Source organism: Rhodococcus sp. JG-3 (assembly GCF_000482405.1).
In the GTDB taxonomy this organism is placed as follows: domain Bacteria; phylum Actinomycetota; class Actinomycetes; order Mycobacteriales; family Mycobacteriaceae; genus Rhodococcoides; species Rhodococcoides fascians.
The window spans coordinates 2458827-2476853 of the sequence record NZ_KI519398.1; the positions used below are offsets into that span (position 1 = coordinate 2458827).

An 18027-nucleotide genomic window follows, 5' to 3' on the forward strand; every position below is an offset into this window, starting at 1 on the left:
CGCTGATGGGCGTGGGTTCCGAAAGGAACCCACGCCCATTTTGCGTTGCTCAGGTCCTGACTTTCACACCGACCACACGTCGTGTCGTAGATCCAGAGAGCGGACCAGATCCACCGCCGCATGATGATCCTGGCTGTCGACGATCAGCAGCAGGCCACGCTCGGACATCGCCGACGCGAGGGCATCGGTGGAGACGGTTCTACATCCAGGCGGCATGTCCGGGTCTCCGAGTTCCCGGTAGGTGTCGGCAATCGCCACTACGTCCTCGACTGGATCGAATCCCCAGACGGTCACGAAATGTCCTACGTTCCAGTCGAAGTCGGTCAACTCTGCAGTATGTACATTCGCCAACGATGCGAAGCGGAAAGGCCCGTCGGCAAGACGGTCGAGTAGCAGACGCAATCGCTCGACGGAGGGCCCCACGATGGGAACCACGGCGACGCGGTGATCGGTCGCGGTCTCGATGCCCTCCGTGAGACCTGCTGCCGTGGTCCCGGCTGCGTCGATCGATGCGGCTCTCGGCAGTAGATCCCACCCGTCGGTGATTCGGGGGGTTCCGGGAGGACGGGCCGAGTCGATTGCACCCGGCCAGATCGCGGACCTCGACGCGACCGCGAGTGCCGTCACGCCCGGTGCGTCGTCGCCCATGACGGCCGTCAGCGCAACCGATGCCGAGAACGGTCCGCAGAGTTGATCCGGTTGCGGCAGAGCATGATCGAGGGCCGAGACGATGGTGGTTGCCCCGGCGAACCTGCGCAGCATCTCAGTAGATCCAACGCAACGATTCGAGCAGTTCGTCCTCGGTATGACTCTCCGCCCACGTGGCATCGGCGTCCCGGCAGGCGACGAACGCGCCCAGAAGTTCCATGCCCAACACGTCTCGGACCAGTGCGGACGACAGGAGGTCTTCGCGCTGCTGCGCGTGGGTCGTTGCGAGAGGCGAGATTCCCGCGGCATCCCGACGAGCATCGTCCCAACCTCCTACGTCCTCCTGGACCGGAGGCGGCAATTGCGCCGAATCCACCACTCCCGCCAGACCGGCCGCGATCGTGACGGCCAGCGCCAGGTACGGATTGGCGGACGCGTCGCACGCCTTCAACTCGACGTTGGTGTGTTCCGGGCCGAGAAGGGGCGTGGCCGGTACGAGTCGCACTGCAGCTTCGCGGTTCTCGACGCCCCAGAATCCGAAGGCACCTGCCCAGTACCCCGGTCGACGACGCAGCAGTGACCCCGAACTCGGTGCCGTGATGGCAGTGAGTCCCGGGAGTTCTCGAACGAGGCCCGCGATGTACGCCTGCCCGGTGTCGGACAGTCCGTACTCTCCGTCGCCGGTCAGAGCGTTGTGACCGTCGCGAACCAGTGATGTGTGTAGGTGCCATCCGTTACCCGCACTGCTCGACGAGGGCAGGGGAGCGAAGCTTGCCCTCAGGCCCTGGGCTTTGGCCGCTGAGTGGATGGTCTGCCGCGCGAGTACCTGCGCGTCGGCCGCAGCAAGTGGATCGAGTGGACTCAATGCGATCTCCAGCTGGGAGCCGCCGTACTCGGCATGAATCTGCCCGATGTCGAGGCCATTCGCAGACAGCGCCTCGAGCAATAGAACGACGAATTGATCGACATCGCGGAGTGCGTTCGCCGAGTAGGCAGGTCCGCGATGAGCGGACAGTCCGTCCGACTCGCGAGTCAGGGCGAACTCGATCTCGAATCCGGCCCGTACCTCGAAACCGGCATCGGACGCCTTCTGCACCTGCCGCTCGAGAACTGAGCGCTGATCGTAGGGCCACGGTGTGCCGTCTGCCGAGACCTGTCGTCCGTGCGCCCAGGCCAGCCCCGGCTGTCCGGACAGGGCGACCACGCTCGACGCGCTCTCGATCACCGGAATCAACCGCACATCGCCGGACGGCGTCGACAGTCCTTCGTGGGCGAATGTGATCCCGTCATGCGAATCGAATACCGCGAACACCGCGGTGACTCCCACTCCACGCCGTGCGACTGCAGTCAATTCTGCGGTGGGCACGGTGCGTGATCGGACGATGCCGTTGTTGTCGACCCAGCCGATCGTCACCCCTGCGATGTTGCGGTCGCGCAGAGTGTGGGTGAGGTGGTCGATGTCGACTGCCTTCGAGTCCGTCATGGTCCGACGTTAGCGAAGAAGTACTCGTCGGGGTGTCCGACTGGACCCGAGCTGTCCCGCAATGGTAAGGCGATTTGGTCTTCGGGTGCGCGATGCCTACACTAGAGCGGTTGCCCGGGCTTCGTCGTGCCTGCACGCGAGTCCTTGCAATACAACAAACGCAACCTCGAGTTCTCCGCACGTCAGCATTGAACATGCGGAAGCTCGTAACACCTGGCAGTGCAGCGATGCATTGCTTGGAGCGCAACCCCTGACCGGCAACAGTCGGTCAGGACATGTTCACTTCGCTGTAGGCCCACGATGTGACGAGCCAGGCCCGATGGGTTCTCCGGAACCGGAAGGCACCAGCCCGCGCGTGCTGCATGGGAACCGCTGCGAGAAAGGTGCACAGGTCACACCATGACGATGACCGATCCAATTGCAGACTTCTTGACCCGTCTGCGCAACGCCAACTCGGCGTACCACGACGAGGTGAAGCTTCCCCACTCGAAGCTCAAGGCGAACATCGCCGAGATCCTCAAGCGCGAGGGCTACATCTCCGATTACCGCACGGAAGACGCCGAGGTGGGCAAGACCCTCATCGTCGATCTGAAGTACGGCCCGAGCCGTGAGCGCAGCCTCGCCGGCGTGCGACGCGTCTCCAAGCCCGGTCTCCGGGTGTACGCAAAATCCACCAATCTGCCCAAGGTTCTCGGCGGCCTGGGCGTGGCGATCATCTCCACGTCCACCGGTCTGCTCACGGAGCGTCAGGCTGCCAAGCAGGGTGTGGGCGGAGAAGTCCTCGCCTACGTCTGGTAGGGGAGGCCACACCATGTCACGTATTGGAAAATTGCCGGTCGCAGTCCCCGCTGGCGTCGATATCACCATCGACGGCCAGGACGTTGCGGTCAAGGGCCCCAAGGGTGCCCTGAGCCTGACAGTCGCCGAGCCCATCAAGATCGCCCGCGCCGACGACGGCACCATCGCCGTCACTCGGCCCGACGACGAGCGTAAGAGCCGCTCGCTGCATGGTCTCTCGCGCACTCTCGTCGCGAACCTCATCACCGGTGTCACCAACGGTTACACCACCAAGATGGAGATTCACGGCGTCGGTTACCGCGTCGTACTCAAGGGCAAGGACCTCGAGTTCGCACTCGGTTACAGCCATCCCGTGCTGATCGAAGCACCCGAGGGCATCACGTTCACGGTCGAGTCGCCCACGCGATTCACCGTTGTCGGCATCGACAAGCAGAAGGTCGGTCAGATCTCTGCCAACATTCGTCGTCTGCGGCGTCCGGACCCGTACAAGGGTAAGGGCATCCGCTACGAGGGTGAAGTGATCCGCCGCAAGGTCGGAAAGACGGGTAAGTGATATGAGCCAGCAAACAGCAGACAAGGCGAACGTCGTCAAGCGCACACCGCGCGGCACCGACGTCTCGACGAAGCGTCGCCTGTCGAAGGCACGTCGTCACTTCCGCCTTCGCAAGAAGATCTCCGGAACGCCCGAGCGTCCGCGCTTGGTCGTCAACCGGTCCTCGCGTCACATCCACGTGCAGTTGATCGACGACCTGGCGGGCCACACGCTGGCCAGCGCGTCGAGCATCGAAGCCGATGTGCGCGCACTCGAGGGCGACAAGAAGGCCGTCAGCGCGAAGGTCGGCGAGCTCATCGCCAGCCGTGCGAAGGCAGCCGGCGTCGAGGCAGTCGTGTTCGACCGCGGCGGCAACAACTACAGCGGCCGCATCGCGGCACTCGCAGACGCTGCCCGCGAAGGCGGGTTGACGTTCTGATGATGACAATGACTGACAACGGAAGGACAGCCTGATGCCGGGACGTCAACGGCGTGACGGCGGAAGCGGCCCCGCCGGACAGAACAGTGGCCCCAACGCAAGTGGCGACAACAACCAGCGCGGCGACAACCGCGGTGGTGGCGGTCGCGATCGTCGTGACAACGGCCGTGGCGGCAACGCTGCGGACAAGTCGAACTTCATCGAGAAGGTCGTCACGATCAACCGCGTCTCCAAGGTGGTCAAGGGTGGTCGACGCTTCAGCTTCACCGCCCTCGTCATCGTCGGTGACGGCAACGGACTGGTCGGCGTCGGCTACGGCAAGGCCAAGGAAGTTCCCGCGGCCATCCAGAAGGGTGTCGAGGAGGCTCGCAAGAGCTTCTTCCGCGTCCCGATGATCGCCGGCACCATCACCCACCCCATCCAGGGCGAAGCCGCTGCCGGCGTCGTCATGTTGCGTCCGGCCAGCGCCGGTACCGGCGTCATCGCCGGTGGTGCTGTTCGCGCAGTGTTGGAGTGCGCCGGTGTCCACGACGTGCTGTCGAAGTCGCTCGGTAGCGACAACGCCATCAACGTCGTGCACGCGACCGTCGCAGCCCTCAAGGGTCTGCAGCGTCCCGAGGAAGTTGCGGCTCGCCGCGGCCTGACCCTCGAAGAGGTTGCACCCGCCGGAATGCTGCGCGCACGCGCACAGGCAGGAGCGGTGAAGTAATGGCTCAGCTGAAGGTCACTCAGATCAAGAGCACCATCGGCCAGAAGGCGAACCAGCGTGACAGCCTGCGTACTCTCGGGCTCAAGGGCATCCGCCAGACGGTCGTCCGCGAGGACAACCCGCAGAACCGCGGACTGGTCAACACGGTGCGCCACCTCGTAACTGTTGAGGAGGTCTAACCATGACCATCAAACTGCACCACCTGCGCCCCGCAGCCGGATCCAAGTCGACGAAGATTCGCGTCGGCCGTGGTGAAGGTGGCAAGCGCGGCAAGACCGCAGGTCGCGGTACCAAGGGAACCGGCGCACGCAAGAACGTGCCGGCACGCTTCGAGGGTGGCCAGATGCCCCTCCACATGCGGCTCCCGAAGCTCAAGGGCTTCACCAACCGCAACCGTGTCGTGTTCCAGGTCGTGAACCTGCGCGACATCGAGCGCCTGTTCCCCGAGGGTGGTCAGATCGGTATCCCCGAGCTGATCGCCAAGGGAGCTGTTCGCAAGAACGAGCTCGTCAAGGTTCTCGGAGACGGAAACCTCACCGTGAAGGTCGATATCTCGGCCAACAAGTTCACGGGCTCCGCCAAGGAAAAGATCGCCGCTGCCGGCGGTTCTGCAACCGAGGTATGAGCATTGCTTCGATGTGCTGAGTAGCAGCGCGTCGAGCAGCAGTTCGTGACGATGGCCGCAGCCACAGCTCTCGTAGCTGAGCTGCGGCCATCGTTGCCTACACGGAATGTCGTGTGTGTCGACCGATCGGCCAGGGTCCAACACTGACCGTCGGTCCGTTCGATGCGCACTGTTAGAGTTCTAGAGTTCAGAGAAGTTCGTATCGATGCGGTCGACGCATGTCGTCCGCAGTCCATGCTCGTGAGGCTCACGGGAGCATCAGTCGCTCCCGACGAAGCACTCGCGGCGTCAACGCAGTCGTGCCAGGAGGATCTTTGCTTTCCGCCTTCGTGTCGGCCCTCAGGACTCCTGACCTGAGACGGAAGATCCTCTTCACGCTCGGTCTGGTGGCCCTGTATCGCTTCGGTGCAACACTGCCGTCGCCGGGTGTCGACTACGCCAATGTCCGAGCATGCATCGACCAGGTCTCCGGTGGAGATTCGGCGGGCATCTACTCGTTGATCAACTTGTTCTCCGGTGGAGCGCTCCTCCAGCTCTCGGTGTTCGCGATCGGCATCATGCCGTACATCACCGCCAGCATCATCGTGCAGCTGCTCACCGTCGTCATCCCCAAGTTCGAGGAACTCCGCAAGGAGGGACAGTCGGGCCAGGCCAAGATGACGCAGTACACGCGTTACCTGTCGATCGCACTGGCCATCCTGCAGGCGACCGGCCTGGTGGCCCTCGCTTCGCGCGGCCAGTTGCTCCAGGGATGTCAGCAGGACATCATCGCCGACCAGTCCATCTTCGGGCTCGTCATCATCGTGCTGGTCATGACTGCAGGCGCAGCCGTCGTGATGTGGTTCGGCGAGGTCATCACCGAGCGCGGTGTCGGCAACGGAATGTCGCTGCTGATCTTCGCCGGAATTGCCTCGCGCATCCCGTCCGAGGGCAACTCGATTCTGGAGAGCCGCGGCGGGTTGGTCTTCGGGTTCGTCTGCTTCGCAGCGTTCCTCATCATCACCGGTGTGGTCTTCGTCGAGCAGGGTCAGCGCCGAATCCCGGTCCAGTACGCCAAGCGCATGGTCGGCCGGAAGATGTACGGCGGCTCGTCCACGTATCTGCCGCTCAAGGTCAACCAGGCCGGCGTCATCCCGGTGATCTTCGCGTCCTCGCTCCTCTACCTACCCAATCTCATCGCCCAGCTCACGTCCGCCAGCACCGCAACCGATCCGAGCTGGTGGCAGCGGATCATCAACGAGTATCTGGTGAACCCGGCGAACCCGGTGTACATCGCTATCTTCTTCGGGCTGATCGTCTTCTTCACGTACTTCTACGTGGCGATCACGTTCAACCCCGAAGAGCGGGCCGACGAGATGAAGAAGTTCGGTGGATTCATCCCGGGCATCCGACCGGGTAAGCCGACAGCCGATTACCTCAACTACGTTCTCAGTCGCATCACGCTGCCCGGTGCGGTGTACCTGGGCACCATTGCGGTGCTTCCCAACCTGTTCCTCGACATCGGCAGTTCGGGCGGAGCTCAAAACCTTCCGTTCGGTGGTACCGCCGTGTTGATCATGGTCAGCGTGGGCCTCGACACCGTCAAGCAGATCGAAAGCCAGCTGATGCAGCGTAACTACGAAGGGTTCCTCAAGTGAGACTTGTTCTGCTCGGTCCCCCCGGTGCCGGCAAAGGCACTCAGGCCGTCCTCCTCTCCGAGAAGCTGGGCGTGCCACACATTTCGACAGGCGATCTCTTTCGCGCCAATATCGGCGAGAAGACCCCGCTCGGATTGGAAGCGAAGAAGTACCTCGACGCGGGCGACCTCGTGCCGAGCGAACTCACCGTCGACATGGTGCGCAGTCGACTCGCCGAGCCCGACGCCGTCAACGGATTCCTGCTCGACGGTTTCCCGCGTTCGGTCGGCCAGGCCGAAGCTCTGGTCGACATCCTCTCCGACCTGAACGCGCATCTCGATGCAGTGCTGTCCTTCGTCGTCGACGAGGACGTCGTCGTGGACCGAATGCTGGCGCGCGGCCGTGAGGACGACAAAGAGGACGTCATCCGTAATCGGCTCAAGGTGTACCGCGACGAGACGGCACCGCTCTTGGACTACTACTCCGACAAGCTGGTCACCGTCGATGCGATCGGTGAGGTGGACGAAGTCAATGCCCGCGCGCTGAAGTCCATCGAGGACCACGGCAAGTAATGGCGTTCGGCCGTAAACGAAAAGTCGTCCCGTTCAAGAGCGCTGGTGAGCTCGACGCGATGGCGGCAGCCGGTGCCGTGGTAGGTGCCGCTCTCGTCGCCGTACGAGATGCAGCCAAGCCCGGAGTCTCGACGCTCGAACTCGATCGAGTTGCCGAGGCGGTCATCCGTGATGCCGGCGCGGTGCCCTCGTTTCTTGGGTACCACGGATTCACCGGCAGCATCTGCTCCTCGGTGAACGACCGCGTGGTGCACGGCATTCCGTCGGCGGACGAGTTGTTGGTCGCGGGCGACCTCGTGTCCATCGACTGCGGTGCAGTGCTGGACGGCTGGCACGGAGATTCGGCGTGGACGTTCGGCGTCGGCGACATCATCGAGGCCGATGCGTTGCTGAGCGATGCGACCAGGCTCTCCATGGAGGCCGGGATCGCAGCGATGATCCCCGGCAATCGTCTGACCGACATCTCCCACGCCATCGAGTCCGGTACGCACGCGGCCGAGGATGCTCACGGTCGCAAATACGGAATCGTCGACGGTTACGGCGGCCACGGCATCGGCCGCGAAATGCACATGGACCCGTTCCTCGCGAACGAGGGCGCGCCGGGCAAAGGCCCGGAGCTCGTGGTGGGTTCCACGCTGGCCATCGAACCGATGTTGACGCTCGGTACCTACGAGACCGACATTCTCGACGACGGGTGGACCGTGGTGACCACCGATGGTTCACGCGCGGCGCACTGGGAACACACGGTCGCGGTGACCGAGGACGGCCCGCGAATCCTGACGGTTCGGCCTCGCTAGAACTACCAGGTCAACGCTCACCAGGTGAGTGACGAGTACCGGCGGCCCCCTCGGATGAGTCCGAGGTGGGCTGCCGTCAGGCGTAGCCAGAGGCGAGTCGGCATCCGAGTCACTGCGGTCGGCAGCAATGGGTTTCGTACCGCGAGCGCGAGGAGCGCTACGGAAATTGTGCGGATTCGGAACGGCGGGCATCCGGCAGCCCGATGCATTCCGCGGACGTGGGCCGACCCGTATCCCAGCGCCCCCGCCTGTTTCCAATTGTCCCGGTAGCCGGTACGCAGACGATATTCGACCAGCGGCTCGGCTATGAAGTGCAGGCGGGCACCCGATTGCTGTGCGCGCCAGGAGAATTCCATGTCCTCGCTGGCATGAACGAATTCGAACATCCCGCCGAGATCTCGGTAGGTCGACGCGCGGCACGCCATACTCGCCCCGATGACGAACGGGCGAAAGGGCGACTTGCCCTGATTCGAAGGTGGGGCGAACGGAACTGCGGCGCGCGTCGCTTCGGAGTTCAGCGCCTCGGTGCTCAGGCCGGTTCCCACGAGGTCGTAGCTGTTCAATTCGGCGGTGATGCGCCGCAGCCATGTCGGGTGTACGACGTCGTCGGCATCGCAGAAGGCCAGCAGTGGGCCCTCGGCTGCTTCCGCACCGCGATTGCGGGCATGCGACGCGCCCGGGGTGCCGGACGAATCGACGTACTTCAGATTCAAGCGGGCCCGTAGTGCGTGGTCCTGCACGAACTCGCGCACTCCGTCGGTCGAGCCGTTGTCGCTGACGACGACCTCGAACGGGCCGTCGTAGTCCTGGTGGGCGAGCGCGCGTAGTTGCTCGTCGAGCACATCTCTGGCGTTGTGTACGGGAATGATCACGGAGACGGCTGGGCCGGACGGGTTGGAACTCAAGAGGGCACCTTGCGGGCTCGGTGGCTGAACGATGGCGGGCGGACGAAAGGTTAGCTCAGTTAATCTAACGTCGCCATCCGACGCGTTTCGTGCCCGCTTCGCGCGCATTTGGCCAGATGTGTCTTTGCCGGTAGCATAGATCGACGGTGCGCCCTGCGTACCGGATGTCCGCATGCCTCGAGGGCTGTGCGGCCGTCCGGCGATACTCCGACTCGGTTCCGAGGAGTCGGTCAGTGGGCATCACGGTAACGGAAACAGATGCAATCAACCAGGTGTGAGAGCCAGGATCGCGGAGGATATGGCCAAGAAAGACGGTGCTATCGAGGTAGAGGGCCGAGTTGTCGAACCGCTGCCCAATGCGATGTTTCGCATTGAGCTCGAAAACGGCCACAAGGTACTCGCCCACATCAGCGGAAAGATGCGTCAGCACTACATCCGCATCCTTCCCGAGGATCGCGTCGTGGTAGAGCTTTCGCCCTACGACCTCACGCGTGGACGCATCGTTTACCGCTACAAGTAAGAGCTTCCTCGGCCATGTCCGGTCGGGGAGAACCATGCTCGGTCCGCTGCTCGCAGCGCGTCCGAGCTACACACAGGAGATCAACGACGTGAAGGTTCAGCCGAGCGTCAAGAAGATCTGCGAGAAGTGCAAGGTGATTCGTCGTAACGGACGCGTCATGGTGATCTGCGACAACCTGCGTCACAAGCAGCGTCAGGGATAACCACCGAGCATCACGCACGTCGGCTTGGCAACAGCTAGAAGATGACCTCCCAGCACCAACCGCAACACACGCGTCGCGGCAGACCCCCGGCACGGAGGCCGGGGCCCCACTGAGTTTGTTAAAAGACGCTTCCCACCCCAGCGGTGAGAAGGACACAGGGGACGGACTGGGAGCAGACCTCCGGACAAGAAAAGGAAATGCCACATGGCACGTCTCGCAGGTGTGGATCTGCCGCGCGAAAAGCGCATGGAGATCGCACTGACTTACATCTACGGCGTCGGCCGTACCCGCTCCAAGGAAATTCTCGCAGCAACGGGCGTCAGCCCCGACCTGCGCAGCAAGGATCTCGGCGACGACGATCTGCGCAAGCTCAGCGATTACATCAACGAGTCCCTCAAGGTCGAGGGCGATCTGCGCCGCGAGGTGCAGGCCGACATCCGACGCAAGATCGAAATCGGCTGCTACCAGGGTCTTCGCCACCGTCGTGGTCTGCCCGTCCGTGGACAGCGCACCAAGACCAATGCGCGTACCCGTAAGGGACCCAAGCGCACCATTGCCGGCAAGAAGAAGGCGAAGTAATGCCCCCCAAAGCACGCGGTACCGGTCCGAAGAAGGCGCAGAAGACGCGTCGCAGGGACAAGAAGAACGTCCCGCACGGATCTGCGCACATCAAGAGCACGTTCAACAACACGATCGTGTCGATCACCGACCCCGCCGGAAACGTCATCTCGTGGGCGTCCTCGGGACACGTGGGCTTCAAGGGCTCGCGCAAGTCGACTCCGTTCGCCGCACAGCTCGCAGCCGAGAACGCTGCGCGCAAGGCTCAGGAGCACGGCGTCAAGAAGGTCGACGTGTTCGTCAAGGGTCCCGGCTCCGGCCGTGAGACCGCGATCCGCTCACTTCAGGCCGCAGGCCTCGAGGTCGGCACCATCTCCGATGTCACCCCTCAGCCGCACAACGGCTGCCGTCCGCCCAAGCGGCGTCGGGTCTAGCGGGAAGGAAAGGTTTAGAAAATGGCACGTTATACCGGTCCTATCACCCGCAAGTCGCGTCGTCTGCGCGTCGACCTCGTCGGAGGCGACCAGGCGTTCGAGCGTCGTCCCTACCCGCCCGGCCAGCACGGCCGCGCGCGGATCAAGGAGAGCGAGTATCTGCTCCAGCTGCAGGAGAAGCAGAAGGCTCGCTTCACCTACGGCGTCATGGAGAAGCAGTTCCGTCTGTACTACAAGGAAGCCAACAGGGCCGCCGGCAAGACGGGTGAGAACCTGCTGACCATCCTCGAGACTCGCCTCGACAACGTCGTCTACCGTGCGGGTCTCGCACGTACGCGTCGTCAGGCACGCCAGCTGGTCACCCATGGCCACTTCCTCGTGAACAACAAGCGAGTGGACATCCCCAGCTACCGCGTCTCGCAGTACGACATCATCGATGTCCGCGAGAAGTCCGCGCAGACCCTGCCGATCCAGATCGCCCGTGAGAGCTACGGCGATCGTCCGGTGGCTCCGTGGCTGCAGGTCGTCCCCAACCGTCTTCGCATCCTGGTTCACCGGGTGCCGGAGCGCGCACAGATCGACGTGCCGCTCCAGGAGCAGCTCATCGTCGAGTACTACTCGAAGTAAGGCGCAGCACGCATGTGAGTCTCCTCGCGAGGCTCACATGCGTCTTCGCCTCCACACGTGGGCGTCAAATAGCGGACGCCCGTACAGGAGGAACACAGAATGCTCATTTCACAGCGCCCGACGCTGACCGAAGAGGTCATCGCCGACAACCGCTCGAAATTCGTCATCGAGCCGCTCGAGCCCGGCTTCGGTTACACACTCGGCAACTCGCTCCGCCGCACCCTGCTGTCGTCGATCCCCGGCGCTGCTGTCACCAGCATCCGTATCGACGGCGTCCTCCACGAATTCACCACCGTTCCCGGAGTCAAGGAAGATGTCACCGACATCATCCTGAACCTCAAGGGACTCGTGGTGAGCTCCGAAGAAGACGAACCGGTCACCATGTACGTCCGCAAGCAGGGCCCCGGCGCTGTCACCGCAGGCGACATCGTGCCTCCGGCCGGCGTCACGGTGAACAACCCAGATCTGCACATCGCGACCCTGAACGACAAGGGCAAGTTGGAGATCGAGCTCGTCGTCGAGCGCGGTCGCGGCTACGTCCCCGCCGTTCAGAACAAGGCATCGGGTGCCGAGATCGGCCGTATTCCGGTCGACTCGATCTACTCGCCCGTGCTCAAGGTCACCTACAAGGTGGAGGCCACCCGCGTCGAACAGCGCACCGACTTCGATCGGCTCGTTCTCGACGTGGAGACCAAGAATTCCATCACCGCGCGGGACGCGCTCGCTTCGGCGGGCAAGACCCTGGTTGAGCTCTTCGGCCTCGCCCGTGAGCTGAACGTCGAAGCAGAAGGCATCGAGATCGGACCCTCGCCCGCCGAGGCCGATCACATCGCATCCTTCGGACTCCCCATCGAGGATCTGGACCTGACGGTTCGTTCCTACAACTGCCTCAAGCGCGAAGGTGTTCACACCGTCGGTGAGTTGGTTGGTCGTACCGAGTCCGATCTGCTCGACATCCGTAACTTCGGGCAGAAGTCCATCGACGAGGTGAAGGTCAAGCTGCACTCGCTCGGCCTTTCCCTCAAGGACAGCCCCGCGTCGTTCGATCCGAGCACCGTGCCTGGCTACGACGCCACCACGGGCACGTGGAGTGACACCGACGCAGGCTCCTTCGGCGATACCGAAGGCGCCGAGCAGGACTACGCCGAGACAGAACAGCTGTAATCAGCTCGCTGGAGCTCTTACTAGGAGATTCATCATGCCCAAGCCCACCAAGGGCCGCCGTCTCGGCGGGTCGGCGTCACACCAGAAGGCCATCCTGGCCAACCTGGCGACGTCACTCTTCGAGCACGGCCGCATCACCACCACCGAGTCGAAGGCCAAGCGCCTTCGTCCCCACGCCGAGAAGCTCGTCACCCATGCCAAGAAGGGTGATCTGGCCCATCGTCGTGAGGTTCTCAAGACGATCAACAACAAAGATGTCGTGCACAAGCTCTTCGCCGAGATCGGGCCTTTCTTCGCCGATCGCGACGGTGGCTACACGCGCATCATCAAGACCGTCCCCCGTAAGGGTGACAACTCGCCGATGGCCATCATCGAGCTCGTCAACGAGCAGACGGTGTCCAACGAAGCCGACCGCGCGCGCCGCGTGAAGGCATCGAAGGCTGCTCCCGCCGCAACCGAGGCTCCGGCCGAGGACACGGCAGACGACAACGTCGTCGAGGCTGTCGAAGCCGACGCGACCGACGCCGAGGTGGCCAACGCCGACGCAGTCATCGAAGGCATCGAGGACAACGACGCTCACGCGTCGGACGCCCCCGAGGCCGAGGATGCGAAGAAGGACTAGTCCTTGTGAGCTCCGAGCACGACCGAAGCGGGCCCGCCATTTCCTCAGGAGATGGCGGGCCCGCTTTGTCGGTCCCCACCAGATATCGGCTCGACATCTCGTACGACGGCACGAACTTCTCCGGCTGGGCTCGGCAACCCGGTATCCGAACCGTGTGTGGCGTGCTCGAGGAGGCTTTCTCCACGGTGCTCCGTCAACCGGTCGAGCTGACGGTGGCCGGTCGAACCGACGCCGGAGTGCACGCGACCGGTCAGGTTGCACATTTCGACGCCGTGGGTGTGCCGGACGAGCACGACCGGTTGATTCGAAGAATGGCGCGCTTCCTTCCCGCCGACGTCCGGGTTCGTGCGATCACGGAGGTCTCGCCCGACTTCGACGCTCGGTTCTCGGCATATCGCCGTCACTACGAGTACCGATTCGGCACAGCGCTCTACGGCGTCGATCCTCTGGATGTCGCCGGAGTCGTGTCCTGGCCTCGGCCGATCGATCTGGACGCGGTACGCGAGGCGTCGCAGGCACTGATCGGACTGCACGATTTCGCAGCGTTCTGCAAGAGGCGAGACGGTGCCACGACAGTGCGAGAACTGCAGCGCTTCGACTGGGAACGCGAGGGGGATCGATTGACCGCGTACGTCAGCGCCGATGCGTTCTGCTGGTCGATGGTGCGCAGTCTGGTCGGGGCGATGCAGGCCGTCGGTGAAGGACGACGAACCCCCGACTGGGCACGTTCCCTGCTCGGTCGTCGAGAACGCGCGAGCGAGGTGGCAGTGGCCCCGGCCCACGGACTTGCCCTGGTGCGGGTCGACTATCCACCAGCCGACATGTTGGCCGCGCGCAATGCTGCCACCCGGGAGACTCGACCGGCAATCGTCGGCGACGAATGCTGTGGAGGAGAAGGATGAGCGACGATTGCGCCGGGTCCGGTGCCGACACGATCCAGCCGATACGTCTAGCGGTGGTCACCGGCAGCGTTCGGGAGGGGCGGGTGGGCCCCACCGTCGCAGCCTGGGTACGCAGCGTGGCGTCGGCGCGCGACTCCCTCACGGTTGTGGATGTCGATCTCGCGGACTTCGATCTCCCGAACAGCTTGACGTCGAGCGAGGACTCCGAACGTTTCACCCGCATCGTGGGCGAGGCCGACGCGTTCGTCCTCGTCACTCCCGAATACAACCACGCTGTGCCCGGCTCGCTGAAGACCGCGCTCGACACGGTGAAGTACGAATGGCGTTCCAAGCCAGTGGGATTCGTTTCCTATGGTGGTCTGGCGGGTGGTGTGCGAGCGACCGAGCAACTGCGCCTCATCGCCGCAGAGCTACACATGGTGTCGGTACGGGATTCGGTATCACTCCATCGCGTGCGTCGGCGTTTCGACGAGGCCGGTGGCGTCGACGATCCCGCTGCTGTCGACTCCTTGGGGCGATTGCTCGACCAACTCGAGTGGTGGGCCGGCGCAGTGTCGAGCGCACGGGCGCGCGTCCGGTACCCCGGCTGACACTGTCAGACTCGGACGGCGGGTCGAAGACTTCTCGGTCGACCGATGAACGCCGTTTCCTGCGGAATGGTGACCAGCGTCAGTTCGATGTCGATCGGACCCGAGCGCACCCGAATTCGGTCACCCGACGCACGCGGCTGAACGATCGACAGCATCGCGGCGAATTCCTGTCGGCTCGGCCCGGGTGCCGCCGGATCATGCGGCGGTTCGTGTTCGGTCAGCGAGATCACAGTGACGCCGGGAACAGACTGTTGATCGAGCGAGATGGAGCCGTCTGCGAAGTCGACCACGACGACGTCGTACGAGGGCCGCACCCGAGTGTGGTCGCTGTCGACTAGAAACCGCTTGGGCTCCCCGATGGCGTCGCGGAGGGCTCCCCAGGCGTGCGGTCTGTCCGTTCTGACGACAACTCGCGCTCCGATCGCCACGGCTCGGAACAGAAGTTGTTGGGCGAGGTAGAGCTCGCCCACGATGCTGACCCGCGGCAGGTTCGCCCCGAAGATCCGCACTGCCACACCGTTTCCGTTCGTATCCGATCCCAGTAGTTGGCCGCAACCACTCACCGGGAACGCCCAGGCCTGCAGTGCGGAGGTCGAGAGGGTTCCGACCGGCATCACTGCCGAGTGTGTTGCCACAGCCAGTGGCAATTGGGCGAGAATGCCGTCTCGTTGACGTCCGGCCATCGAGGTCAGTGAAGCAACATCGGGCCTCGAGATTGCCTCTCGCGCAGCGAATCTGCACGACGCACGAACGCGGACGCGGCTCGGCTCGTCGGTGGGGCGCAGGTGAACGGACATGGTCGTACCCAGCGACGGTGTCGCCCACAAGGCCGAAAGATCCTCGACAGTGATTGTGCTGCAATCGATTCCGTAACCCGTACTCGCGACGCCGGGCAATGGAGCATAGGACCACACCTGAGTCAGGTCGTCGGTATCGACACCCCGGCTCAGGTGCAATGCCGCGGCTCGGAGTTCTGTGGCCGTCGACAGCCGTGTGGACAGTCCATGAGATTCCAAGGCGCGTGCAATGCGGAGGGCTGCAACGACCGCGGTTCGGGCCGCCCCCGTCCGGCCCGTGCCCCTCGCTGCCATCGCCAGGGCGTTGGCTCGTACGTCCAGAGTGACGGACACCCACACCGTGCGCTGCGCGACGGCGGGCAACGGGCCGATGAGGCCCTCGTACACGTCGGTGGCCACCGAACCGTCGGCGGTTCGAAACCCGAGCGCGACGATGTCGATTGCGGCAACCTCGACGTCGTGCTGCCGAAAGCACGACGTCAACGCCTCGATGGGCAGCGTGTGTCGTGTGTCGGCTCGCGTTCGCGCCAGCACCGTCGTGTCGTGTTCCGGTGCAATGATCTCCACGGTGCACGTGACGGTATCGCGCTGCCAGTGCACAGCGACGGGCCGGCCGTCGGGGTCGACATGTTCTGTTGTCACCCCGACGGCAGGGGCTCGGCCGGATCCGAAGCGCAGAGCGACGACCAGCCAGCCGGCGATCGACGTTCGCCGAAAGGCGACGAACGGTACGAGCGACACCGTCGCTGCGGCGGTGAGCGTCCACTCGACGGGAACGTCGGCCGCGAGTAGTGCGAGAGTTGTTGTCACAGTAGTTATTTCGGCCGCGAACAACCCTCGAACAGATGGCACGGCGAACGACACGACCGACGTGCGCCGTCGTCTCCTCGAACGCGTCATCACATACCCTCCCCCCGAAGGTTGCAGCCCGATCGATCGTCGCCGACGCGGTCGCCGATGGGTGCGGACGAACTGTACTGTGTCGCGTGACCCGATGGGGGATCGGGTCGGCACAATCTTGGGGAGGAATCGTGGCATCTACTCCGACGACGAAATGGCAGGTCGGCGGATACCGCTTTCTCGTCCGACGAATGGAACATGCCCTCATCAGGCGCGACGCGCGGATGCTGCACGACCCGATGAAGTCGCAGTCGCGCGCGCTCATGGTGGGTGTCGTCGTCGCATGCGTGGGTCTGGCGGGCTGCGCTGCCCTGGCGCTGTTTCGGCCTCAGGACAAGATCGGCGACGCGTCGATCGTGGTCGGTAAGGAGTCGGCCGCCATGTTCGTCAGCGTCGACGGCGTGTTCCATCCGGTGCTGAACCTGGCTTCGGCGCGGTTGATCGTGGGAAGGCCCGACAACCCTGTGACGGTGAAGGAGTCGGAACTGGCGTCGCGACCTCGCGGTGCGCTGGTCGGAATTCCCGGTGCCCCGTCGGCGCTGCCGCACGACCCGGACGGCGAGGCCGAGTCGTGGACCGTGTGCGACACCGTCGATCCGATCGCCGGCGTCACGTCCACGACAGTGATCGTGGGGGAGCCCCGCTACGGCGAGAACGCGGCTGCGCTCGGCCCATCCGAAGCATTCCTGTGGACTTTGGGCGGTGCGGCGTATCTCGTCCACGACGGCACCAAGTCGCCGGTCGATCTGGCGGACAGAGCTGTCGTTCGGGCGCTGGGCCTCGAGGATGCGACGCCGACGCCGGTCAGTGCCGGTCTGCTCAACGCGGTACCGCAGTCGCCTGCGGTGACGGCTCCGTTCATAGCGCGAGCGGGTGAGATCCCCGCCTACCCGTTCGACAACCGGCCTATCGGATCCGTGGTCAAGGTTGCCGGCCGCGACATTCGGTACTACGTCGTGCTCGAAGACGGCATCCAAGCCATCAGCGAAACCGCGGCCCTACTCGTCAAGTTCGCCGACTCGCAGGGCAGCCCCGACATCGCGGCCGTCAATCCCGACGTCCTGGCCGACGCTCCCAAGACGATGTCCGGGCTCGACGTATCGACCTTCCCGCCGACGACTCCCGAGATCGTCGACTCGGGCCAGAGGCCCGTCGGGTGTCTGACGTGGTCACCACTCGATGTCGCCGACGGTGGTCCGACTGCGCAGCTGGTCGAATCCGCAGGACGGTCGTTGCCACTCGATACCACCGCTTCACCGGTGGAACTGGCTCAGGCGGACGGCGGCGGTGATGCGGTCGACCAGGTCCATCTGTCGCCGGGTAGCGGCGGATTCGTTCGAAGCACCGGTATCTCGACGGCCAGTACCCGTCAGGACAGCGTCTTCTTTGTCGCCGACACGGGAGTTCGCTACGGAGTCGAGGGTGCGGATGCAGCGTCGGCATTGGGCTTCGGACTCCCGGCGCCTGCACCGTGGCAGATTCTGCAGTTGCTGGGCAGCGGGCCAACTCTGGGGCGTGGCCAGGCGCTGACCATGCACGACGGGGTCGCGGCGGACCCGCAGGCAGCCGCGCTTCCGTCCAAGTAGT

General features: G+C 64.1%; 23 protein-coding genes. 19 read left to right on the forward strand and 4 right to left on the reverse strand.

Annotated elements, in window-relative coordinates:
- Nucleotides 1–63: 63 nt before the first annotated feature.
- Together K414_RS0113005 and K414_RS0113010 are read right to left on the reverse strand one after the other, a co-directional pair.
- On the reverse strand, nucleotides 64–762 hold the full coding sequence (locus K414_RS0113005) for a hypothetical protein (protein ID WP_027496321.1): 699 nt from the start codon (nucleotides 760–762) through the stop codon (nucleotides 64–66).
- A gap of 1 nt (nucleotide 763) precedes the next feature.
- On the reverse strand, nucleotides 764–2131 hold the full coding sequence (locus K414_RS0113010; RefSeq protein ID WP_051365096.1) for a glutamine synthetase family protein: 1368 nt from the start codon (nucleotides 2129–2131) through the stop codon (nucleotides 764–766).
- Nucleotides 2132–2530: 399 nt separating this feature from the next.
- Here K414_RS0113010 and rpsH point away from each other — a divergent pair, with 399 nt between their 5' ends.
- The 9 genes from rpsH (at nucleotide 2531) to map (ending at nucleotide 8219) form a co-directional block, all read left to right on the forward strand.
- Nucleotides 2531–2929, forward strand: a complete 399-nt coding sequence (gene rpsH, locus K414_RS0113015) for a 30S ribosomal protein S8 (RefSeq protein WP_008718266.1) — start codon at nucleotides 2531–2533, stop codon at nucleotides 2927–2929.
- Between the two features lie 13 nt (nucleotides 2930–2942).
- The gene (gene rplF, locus K414_RS0113020) at nucleotides 2943–3482 is read left to right on the forward strand and encodes a 50S ribosomal protein L6 (RefSeq protein WP_027496323.1); all 540 of its coding nucleotides are present in this window, start codon (nucleotides 2943–2945) and stop codon (nucleotides 3480–3482) included.
- A gap of 1 nt (nucleotide 3483) precedes the next feature.
- Nucleotides 3484–3900, forward strand: a complete 417-nt coding sequence (gene rplR, locus K414_RS0113025) for a 50S ribosomal protein L18 (protein WP_032365631.1) — start codon at nucleotides 3484–3486, stop codon at nucleotides 3898–3900.
- 34 nt (nucleotides 3901–3934) lie between these two features.
- Complete coding sequence (rpsE, locus tag K414_RS0113030) at nucleotides 3935–4609, forward strand: 30S ribosomal protein S5 (protein WP_027496325.1); 675 nt, start codon at nucleotides 3935–3937, stop codon at nucleotides 4607–4609.
- Nucleotides 4609–4788 (forward strand): 50S ribosomal protein L30, encoded by a 180-nt coding sequence (rpmD, locus tag K414_RS0113035; RefSeq protein WP_008718256.1) that lies wholly within the window; start codon nucleotides 4609–4611, stop codon nucleotides 4786–4788. The genes rpsE and rpmD overlap by 1 nt, the downstream gene beginning before the upstream one ends.
- 2 nt (nucleotides 4789–4790) lie before the next feature.
- Nucleotides 4791–5234 (forward strand): 50S ribosomal protein L15, encoded by a 444-nt coding sequence (rplO, locus tag K414_RS0113040; RefSeq protein ID WP_027496326.1) that lies wholly within the window; start codon nucleotides 4791–4793, stop codon nucleotides 5232–5234.
- Nucleotides 5235–5548: 314 nt separating this feature from the next.
- A complete protein-coding gene (gene secY / locus K414_RS0113045; RefSeq protein ID WP_027496327.1) occupies nucleotides 5549–6871 on the forward strand; it encodes a preprotein translocase subunit SecY in 1323 nt (440 codons plus the stop codon).
- Nucleotides 6868–7422 (forward strand): adenylate kinase, encoded by a 555-nt coding sequence (locus K414_RS0113050; protein WP_027496328.1) that lies wholly within the window; start codon nucleotides 6868–6870, stop codon nucleotides 7420–7422. Before secY ends, K414_RS0113050 begins: the two co-directional genes overlap by 4 nt.
- Entirely contained in the window at nucleotides 7422–8219 is a 798-nt protein-coding gene (map, locus tag K414_RS0113055; RefSeq protein ID WP_027496329.1) for a type I methionyl aminopeptidase, read from the forward strand. Before K414_RS0113050 ends, map begins: the two co-directional genes overlap by 1 nt.
- Before the next feature lie 17 nt (nucleotides 8220–8236).
- On the opposite strand, the gene K414_RS26925 is transcribed toward map, so the two are convergent.
- Nucleotides 8237–9124, reverse strand: coding sequence for a glycosyltransferase family A protein (locus K414_RS26925; RefSeq protein ID WP_037219217.1), 888 nt, complete (start codon nucleotides 9122–9124; stop codon nucleotides 8237–8239).
- Between the two features lie 298 nt (nucleotides 9125–9422).
- Between K414_RS26925 and infA the strand changes: the two genes are divergently transcribed.
- The 9 genes from infA to K414_RS0113105 all read left to right on the forward strand — a co-directional run bounded on the left by infA (nucleotide 9423) and on the right by K414_RS0113105 (nucleotide 14743).
- Nucleotides 9423–9644, forward strand: a complete 222-nt coding sequence (gene infA, locus K414_RS0113065; RefSeq protein ID WP_005140011.1) for a translation initiation factor IF-1 — start codon at nucleotides 9423–9425, stop codon at nucleotides 9642–9644.
- Nucleotides 9645–9732: 88 nt separating this feature from the next.
- Nucleotides 9733–9846 carry a 50S ribosomal protein L36 gene (gene rpmJ / locus K414_RS0113070; protein ID WP_025347279.1) on the forward strand — a complete coding sequence of 38 codons (114 nt, stop codon included), beginning with the start codon at nucleotides 9733–9735 and terminating at the stop codon, nucleotides 9844–9846.
- A 204-nt stretch (nucleotides 9847–10050) separates the two neighbouring features.
- Entirely contained in the window at nucleotides 10051–10425 is a 375-nt protein-coding gene (gene rpsM / locus K414_RS0113075) for a 30S ribosomal protein S13 (protein WP_027496330.1), read from the forward strand.
- A complete protein-coding gene (gene rpsK / locus K414_RS0113080) occupies nucleotides 10425–10838 on the forward strand; it encodes a 30S ribosomal protein S11 (RefSeq protein ID WP_027496331.1) in 414 nt (137 codons plus the stop codon). The genes rpsM and rpsK overlap by 1 nt, the downstream gene beginning before the upstream one ends.
- A gap of 21 nt (nucleotides 10839–10859) precedes the next feature.
- The gene (gene rpsD / locus K414_RS0113085) at nucleotides 10860–11465 is read left to right on the forward strand and encodes a 30S ribosomal protein S4 (RefSeq protein WP_008718223.1); all 606 of its coding nucleotides are present in this window, start codon (nucleotides 10860–10862) and stop codon (nucleotides 11463–11465) included.
- Between the two features lie 99 nt (nucleotides 11466–11564).
- Entirely contained in the window at nucleotides 11565–12629 is a 1065-nt protein-coding gene (locus tag K414_RS0113090; RefSeq protein ID WP_027496332.1) for a DNA-directed RNA polymerase subunit alpha, read from the forward strand.
- A 34-nt stretch (nucleotides 12630–12663) separates the two neighbouring features.
- A complete protein-coding gene (rplQ, locus tag K414_RS0113095; RefSeq protein ID WP_027496333.1) occupies nucleotides 12664–13251 on the forward strand; it encodes a 50S ribosomal protein L17 in 588 nt (195 codons plus the stop codon).
- Between the two features lie 5 nt (nucleotides 13252–13256).
- A complete protein-coding gene (gene truA / locus K414_RS0113100) occupies nucleotides 13257–14153 on the forward strand; it encodes a tRNA pseudouridine(38-40) synthase TruA (RefSeq protein WP_027496334.1) in 897 nt (298 codons plus the stop codon).
- Nucleotides 14150–14743, forward strand: a complete 594-nt coding sequence (locus tag K414_RS0113105) for an NAD(P)H-dependent oxidoreductase (protein ID WP_051365097.1) — start codon at nucleotides 14150–14152, stop codon at nucleotides 14741–14743. The genes truA and K414_RS0113105 overlap by 4 nt, the downstream gene beginning before the upstream one ends.
- 5 nt (nucleotides 14744–14748) lie before the next feature.
- Here the strand turns inward: K414_RS0113105 and eccE are convergent, their stop codons facing one another.
- Nucleotides 14749–16350, reverse strand: coding sequence for a type VII secretion protein EccE (gene eccE / locus K414_RS0113110; RefSeq protein ID WP_051365098.1), 1602 nt, complete (start codon nucleotides 16348–16350; stop codon nucleotides 14749–14751).
- Between the two features lie 221 nt (nucleotides 16351–16571).
- On the opposite strand from eccE, the gene eccB reads away from it, so the two are divergent.
- On the forward strand, nucleotides 16572–18026 hold the full coding sequence (eccB, locus tag K414_RS0113115; protein ID WP_027496337.1) for a type VII secretion protein EccB: 1455 nt from the start codon (nucleotides 16572–16574) through the stop codon (nucleotides 18024–18026).
- Nucleotide 18027: the final 1 nt, after the last annotated feature.

Coding starts and splice junctions, on each gene's coding strand:
- K414_RS0113005 (WP_027496321.1), bottom strand. CDS start 762: ATGCTGCGCAGGTTCGCCGGGGCAACCACCATCGTCTCGGCCCTCGAT.
- K414_RS0113010 (WP_051365096.1), bottom strand. CDS start 2,131: ATGACGGACTCGAAGGCAGTCGACATCGACCACCTCACCCACACTCTG.
- rpsH (WP_008718266.1), top strand. CDS start 2,531: ATGACGATGACCGATCCAATTGCAGACTTCTTGACCCGTCTGCGCAAC.
- rplF (WP_027496323.1), top strand. CDS start 2,943: ATGTCACGTATTGGAAAATTGCCGGTCGCAGTCCCCGCTGGCGTCGAT.
- rplR (WP_032365631.1), top strand. CDS start 3,484: ATGAGCCAGCAAACAGCAGACAAGGCGAACGTCGTCAAGCGCACACCG.
- rpsE (WP_027496325.1), top strand. CDS start 3,935: ATGCCGGGACGTCAACGGCGTGACGGCGGAAGCGGCCCCGCCGGACAG.
- rpmD (WP_008718256.1), top strand. CDS start 4,609: ATGGCTCAGCTGAAGGTCACTCAGATCAAGAGCACCATCGGCCAGAAG.
- rplO (WP_027496326.1), top strand. CDS start 4,791: ATGACCATCAAACTGCACCACCTGCGCCCCGCAGCCGGATCCAAGTCG.
- map (WP_027496329.1), top strand. CDS start 7,422: ATGGCGTTCGGCCGTAAACGAAAAGTCGTCCCGTTCAAGAGCGCTGGT.
- infA (WP_005140011.1), top strand. CDS start 9,423: ATGGCCAAGAAAGACGGTGCTATCGAGGTAGAGGGCCGAGTTGTCGAA.
- rpsM (WP_027496330.1), top strand. CDS start 10,051: ATGGCACGTCTCGCAGGTGTGGATCTGCCGCGCGAAAAGCGCATGGAG.
- rpsK (WP_027496331.1), top strand. CDS start 10,425: ATGCCCCCCAAAGCACGCGGTACCGGTCCGAAGAAGGCGCAGAAGACG.
- rpsD (WP_008718223.1), top strand. CDS start 10,860: ATGGCACGTTATACCGGTCCTATCACCCGCAAGTCGCGTCGTCTGCGC.
- K414_RS0113090 (WP_027496332.1), top strand. CDS start 11,565: ATGCTCATTTCACAGCGCCCGACGCTGACCGAAGAGGTCATCGCCGAC.
- rplQ (WP_027496333.1), top strand. CDS start 12,664: ATGCCCAAGCCCACCAAGGGCCGCCGTCTCGGCGGGTCGGCGTCACAC.
- K414_RS0113105 (WP_051365097.1), top strand. CDS start 14,150: ATGAGCGACGATTGCGCCGGGTCCGGTGCCGACACGATCCAGCCGATA.